Source organism: Rhodococcus sp. CX (assembly GCF_015865005.1).
Lineage (GTDB): Bacteria > Actinomycetota > Actinomycetes > Mycobacteriales > Mycobacteriaceae > Rhodococcus.
Window position 1 is genome coordinate 85,254 of the sequence record NZ_JADZGH010000071.1, and the last position, 4,721, is coordinate 89,974.

The following is a 4,721-nucleotide window of genomic DNA, read 5'->3' on the forward strand; positions in this document are numbered from 1 at the left end:
GGGAATCCCGCCGCTGGCGCGACTTCGGCACCCAGCAGGTTCCGGTGCGGCTGGTGTTGTCGTCGGCCTCCGAGATCGCGGCCGCGGCGAGCCGCACCTCGGAGTGGACCCTGCTCGGAACGCGGCAGCGGCGGCTCGTCACCGGACTCGGTCCAGGAACCCCGACGCTGGCCGCCGCGGTAGCGTCGACCCACACCCGCTGGATGGAGCTGGAGGAGCACGACTTCGCCACTCTCGTCGCGGTGGTGCAGTGGCTGGCCGACCATCCCGCGTCGGGGATGTTCATCCGTCAGCTTCCGGTGCCGGGGGTCGACACGAAATGGGTGTCGCGGCACCGCGGTCTGGTCGAGACACTGCTCGACGGAGTCCGCGGCGACCGCGACCTGGGCGTACGCTCACTGCCGCGCATGTGCGAGGTCGCGGTGTGCGACCGCTCGCTGCTGCCGGCGGCGCCCCGCATCTTCGCGACACCGCTCGCCGAACTCGCCGCGCTCCCGCTACACCCGGCGATCACACTCGTGCTGGAGAACAAGGAAGGCCTGCACGCGCTGCCGGACCTGGCGTCGACAGTTGCGCTGCACGGCGCCGGTTATTCGGTGCACGAACTCGCGGACGTGCCGTGGCTCGCCGCGTCGGACGTCGTGTATTGGGGTGATCTCGATACGCACGGGTTCGCGATCCTCGACCGATTCCGCCGGTACCTGCCGAACGTGCGCAGCCTGCTCATGGATCCGGCGACCGTCGAGAACTGGCGACACCTGGGCGTGCCCGAGCCGACCCCGAGCTCGTACGCCCCCGAGCACCTGACCGAGTCCGAGCGCACGGCTTTCGAGCTGGTCCGGGACGAAAACCTGCGGATCGAACAGGAGCGGCTCCCGTGGCCGTACGTTCTCGACCGACTGCCGGGCGATGGGAGCCAGTTTTCGGTCTGACCGGGCCGAGCCACCACACCGTGGGAGGAGGCGGCATTCGGGAGGTTGTTCAGACGGTCGCAGGTCCCGTTTCGACGGGGTTGGCCGGATCCGACGACCACTGCGACCACGAACCGGGGAACAGCGCGAGATCGATGCCCGCGATCTCGGCCGCGGCGACGACCACCGCGGCGGTGACCCCGGACCCGCAGTAGGTGCCGGCGCCGCGTTCGCCGTCGACGCCGTGCGCCGCGAACAACGCGCGCAGGTCGTCGGCGGGCGCGAACCTGCCGTCCTCCCCGAGCAGCGCGGTGGACGGCAGGTTCACGGCACCCGGGATGTGTCCGGCGACCGGGTCGATCGGTTCGACCTCGCCGCGGAAACGTTCGGGGGCGCGGGCGTCGAGCAGCACACCGGCGCGGGCGAGGTCCGCCGATTCCGAGGCGGAGAGGGCTGCGAGCGCGCCCGTGTAGAAGTCCCTGCGTCCGAGTGTGATCGAACCGCTCTGCGGCCGAACCGTTTCCGTGCTCTCGGCTCCTCCGGCGGCACGCCACGCCGCCCATCCCCCGTCGAGAATGCGCACATCCTCGAGCCCGGCGGCACGCAGCAGCCACCAGGCGCGGGCCGACCCAGCGCGGTTCCAGTCGTCGCAGACGACGACGGTGTCGCCGTTGTCGACACCCCACCGGCGCAACGCTGCCTCGAGTGCGTCGGCGGACGGCAGCGGGTGCCGGCCGCGACCGGGCACGGTGTGGTCGCTGAGGTCGGTCTCGAGATCGACGTAGACGGCACCGGGGATGTGCCCGGCGGCATATGCGGCGCGGCCGTCCGGTTCGGCAAGTGACCACCGGACGTCCAGGACGCGGACGGGCTGGTCCGAGGCGAGGAGGTCGGCGAGTTCTGTCGCGGAGACCAGGGTCATGGCATGTCCTGTCGGTCGAAGAGGTCGGGGCTCGGGGTCAATCTTCCTCGTCGACCTCGACGCCGTACCGGGCGACCAGCGCGGCGAGGCCGTCGTCGTAGCCCTGCCCGACCGCGCGCACCCGCCACTTGCCGGCGCGGCGGTAGATCTCGGTGAGCACCATCGTGCGTTCGGTGGTGCCGGCGTCGAGGACGAACGTCGCGGCGGTGGTGTCGTCGCCGTCGACGCTCACCGACACGGCCCCCAGCTCGCCGAAGGTGCGGTCGCCGTCGATCGCGGCGGCGATCGCGACGCGGTGGCAGTCCTCGGGGAGCCCGGCGAGGTCGAGGCGCACGCACTGTTCGCTGGGCCCGTCGACGGTCAGCTCGACGACACCGTCGTCGACGAGGGGGTTGTTGTAGAACACGAAATCGTCGTCGGTGTCGACCTTGTCGTCCGGTCCGAGCAGGAACGCGACGACGTCCACGTCGTACTCGTCGCCGACGGCTTCGGCCTTCCACGCGACGTTCACCGCCCACGACGTGTTCTTCGCGGGCAGGTCGATGACCTCGCCGCGGGCCAGCACGGGTGCGGACAGTTGCGCTTCGAGGCGCATGTGCGGCGGCACGACACCCCGCTCCAGCGCGGCGTCGACGTCGTCGCGGGTCAGGACCGGGAGTTGCCGCGCGGTGACTCGCGGCATGCGCTTGTCGTCGTGGCCGCCGTCGAGGACGAGGACGTCGGTGACCGCGGCGGTGAAGTTGAGCGCGGGCCGGGCGCCGAGCTGGGTGATGCGCGAGCGCATCAGGACCCCGTCGAGGTGCGTGCCGCCGAGCAGCAGCACGCGGCGCCCTGACCACAGTTTCGGCTTCCGTCCGGCCAGCGTCCATGTCGGGGCCGGAGCCTCGGCCGGTGCGGCGGGCTGCTCGATGACGATCGGTGTGTCGATGTGCGCGACGGGTTGCGGCACCACGTCGACGACGGTCGCGACCTTCGGGACACCGGGCCGCACCTCGGCGAGCAGCCGTTCGAGTTGCGGTTCGTCGATGATCGGGATGTCGAGGGCCATGGCCTTGCGGACCTTGCCGGTCTGCACCATCCGGTCGTTGCACACCAGCACACTGGTCTGGCGGCTGACCTGGTTCATCACGTCGAGGCCGGCGTCGGTCATGCGGGCTGCGAGCGTCAGGCGCGGGGTGGTGGTCGAGCCGCTGATCACGACCTTCATGCCCTGCACGAGCCCGGCGTCGGCGAGCCGGCCCGGGTTCTGCCAGTCGCACGCCACGCGCGGCACCGAATCCGGATAGACAGCCTTGCGGCCGCGGCAGTTCACGACGGGCAGCGGCAGTTGCAGGCTGTCCGCGAGCGCGGCGCTGTGCACGAACACCTCGGACAGGACGCGCGCGTCGTCGTAGGCGTCGTGTTCCTGCAGCTGCTGCACCCGCCAGTGCTGCGCGAGGGTGGACAGGCGGAAGTTGGGGACGTCGAGTTCGAGGCGCCGCGACAGCGCCATCGTGCACAGCCGCTTCTGCACGGGCAGCGACGTTCCGGCGCGGCGGAATTCGGCATCGAGGAAGCCGTAGTCGAACGTCGCGTTGTGGGCGACGAGGGTGCCGCCGTCGAGGACCTCGGCGAGGTCGCGGGAGATGTCCTCGAATCGGGGCGCGCCGGCGAGCCGTTCGCGGGTCAGGTTGTGCACGTGGACGGGACCGGGATCGCAGTCCGGGTTCACGAGGGTGGAGAACTCACGCTCGACGGTGCCGTCCTCGCTCAGGACCAGCGCCGCGACGCTGAGCACGCGGTGGGCGTTGGGACGCAGACCCGAGGTCTCGACGTCGACGACGACCCACCGGTGGTCGCGCGGCAGTGTCGTCGTGTGCGTATCGATCACGTTCTCTCCGGCCTTTCGTCCCCGGCCGGGCTGCACCCCCGGCACGTGGGGACATTCTGGACCGACGGTCCGACACGATCGGCGACACCCCCGGCGCCGGACTCCCGGTCCGGTCACTCACTTCTATTGGGCCCTGAGCCCGTACATGTAGGTGGTGAGGTACTGGTCGATGAACGGGGTCCGGATCTCGTCCGAGTCGGGCATCGTGATGAGCAGGGCGTAGAGACCGACGAGGAACGAGACCGCGTTGTGGAACGTGTCGACTCCGGCGGGGATCTCACCCCGTTCCTGCGCGCGCCGAAGCTCGTCGACGAACGCCACGATCACCGGATGGTGCGGCCACTCCTCGGACGGCGGTCGCTTGGTGGAGAAATGCAGGGCCAGAAAGTCTTTGAACAGCTTGTTGCCGAGGCGTCGTTCGAGCGCCTTCAGAATGCGGACGGCTTCGGCGAGCGTGTCGCGCACACTGTGCCCGGTCGCGAAGAACCGCTCGAGCTCGGCGGCCATGCGCTCCTCCTCGCGCTTCTCGAGCTCGAGCAGGACGTGTTCCTTCGTCGGGAAATGGAAGAAGAACGTGCCGTGGGCGACGCCTGCGGCCGCGACGATCGCCCCGGTGTCGGCCGCCGCCATGCCGTCGCGCTTGAATTCCGCGATCGCGGCGCCGAGCAGCCGCTCCCGCGTCTGAAGCCCCTTCGATCCGCGCGTCTGCGGTTTGCTCGTCGCCATCCACAACCCGTTTCCGCCCGCCTCGGGCTGATCGTTCTCGACTCTGCGGCGAGTTTACGACAGCCGAGAAAAACTGACTCAACTCAGAAAACCCCTTCCGCCGAGGTCGATCGCGGGTTACCGTTCACCGGAAGCCCGTCGGGCGGCTCGCGCACGAATCGACTGAAGTCAGTCTGTGGAGGTTGCGGTGCAGATACTCGAACAAGCCCAGGACTCCCCCGCGGCGGGCAACGTCAAGGCGCAATGGGTGAGCCTGTGGACCGCACCCGCGGTCGCGGCCGTGCTGCTGGTG

General features: G+C 70.0%; 4 protein-coding genes. 1 reads left to right on the forward strand and 3 read right to left on the reverse strand.

Annotation, left to right across the window (positions count from 1 at the left end):
* Positions 1 to 932 (forward strand): Wadjet anti-phage system protein JetD domain-containing protein (locus I0Q12_RS08055; RefSeq protein ID WP_231610232.1); only part of this gene is annotated, 932 nt, incomplete at its 5' end.
* A 49-nt stretch (positions 933 to 981) separates the two neighbouring features.
* On the opposite strand, the gene I0Q12_RS08060 is transcribed toward I0Q12_RS08055, so the two are convergent.
* The 3 genes from I0Q12_RS08060 to I0Q12_RS08070 all read right to left on the reverse strand — a co-directional run bounded on the left by I0Q12_RS08060 (position 982) and on the right by I0Q12_RS08070 (position 4,429).
* Positions 982 to 1,833: a sulfurtransferase gene (locus tag I0Q12_RS08060; protein ID WP_197251432.1), complete on the reverse strand. Its 852-nt coding sequence runs from the start codon at positions 1,831 to 1,833 to the stop codon at positions 982 to 984.
* Positions 1,834 to 1,870: 37 nt separating this feature from the next.
* On the reverse strand, positions 1,871 to 3,703 hold the full coding sequence (locus tag I0Q12_RS08065) for a TerD family protein (protein WP_197251433.1): 1,833 nt from the start codon (positions 3,701 to 3,703) through the stop codon (positions 1,871 to 1,873).
* A gap of 123 nt (positions 3,704 to 3,826) precedes the next feature.
* Complete coding sequence (locus I0Q12_RS08070; protein WP_197251434.1) at positions 3,827 to 4,429, reverse strand: TetR/AcrR family transcriptional regulator; 603 nt, start codon at positions 4,427 to 4,429, stop codon at positions 3,827 to 3,829.
* Positions 4,430 to 4,721: the final 292 nt, after the last annotated feature.

Coding starts and splice junctions, on each gene's coding strand:
- I0Q12_RS08060 (WP_197251432.1), bottom strand. CDS start 1,833: ATGACCCTGGTCTCCGCGACAGAACTCGCCGACCTCCTCGCCTCGGAC.
- I0Q12_RS08070 (WP_197251434.1), bottom strand. CDS start 4,429: ATGGCGACGAGCAAACCGCAGACGCGCGGATCGAAGGGGCTTCAGACG.